The organism is Vibrio sp. Y176, assembly GCF_033438945.1.
This window is the reverse complement of record NZ_JAWOQS010000941.1, coordinates 1-563: the sequence shown is the minus strand read 5'-3', so window position 1 is coordinate 563 and position 563 is coordinate 1. Positions and strand designations below refer to the sequence as shown.

General features: G+C 48.7%; 1 protein-coding gene. It reads left to right on the top strand.

The window, feature by feature from the left end; genetic code table 11:
- Window positions 1–13: 13 nt before the first annotated feature.
- Entirely contained in the window at window positions 14–448 is a 435-nt protein-coding gene (gene flgC, locus R7O13_RS29540; RefSeq protein ID WP_005464013.1) for a flagellar basal body rod protein FlgC, read from the top strand.
- Window positions 449–563: the final 115 nt, after the last annotated feature.

Here is a 563-nt window from a genome sequence, read left to right as displayed (position 1 = left end):
AGGGACGTTAATTATGTCATTCACTGATATTTATTCGATTACTGGCTCTGCGATGACGGCGCAAACCGTTCGCCTAAACACGGTTGCCAGTAACCTTGCGAACGCGGATGCGGTGTCTGCAAACCCAGATGATGCTTACAAAGCACTTAAACCTGTGTTCGCTACCGTGTATCAAAAAACGCAAATGACGACAGAAAACGGCATTTACCCAAATGCTGAAGTGCGTATTGTCGATGTGGTGCAAAACAAAGGTCAGGCGGAAAAACGCTTTGAGCCAAATAACCCACTCGCTAACGGTGAAGGTTACGTTTACTACCCAGACATCGACGTGGTTGCGGAAATGGCGGACATGATGTCAGCGACTCGCAGCTTCGAAACGAACGTGGAAGTGTTGGCAAATGTGAAAAGCATGCAGCAAGGCTTGCTTCGTTTAGGGCAGGGTAGCTAATGAGTCTTGCACAGTACACGGCATTATCGTCGGACGCTCCGGTTAAAGCGGCAGCAAAAGAAAACAGTGGCATTGCGCCAAACCCAACGGATAAGAACAGCGCGTCTTCACTTCA

Excerpts from the sequence above, each read along its gene's own strand:
- flgC (WP_005464013.1), top strand. The coding sequence starts at position 14 with ATGTCATTCACTGATATTTATTCGATTACTGGCTCTGCGATGACGGCG.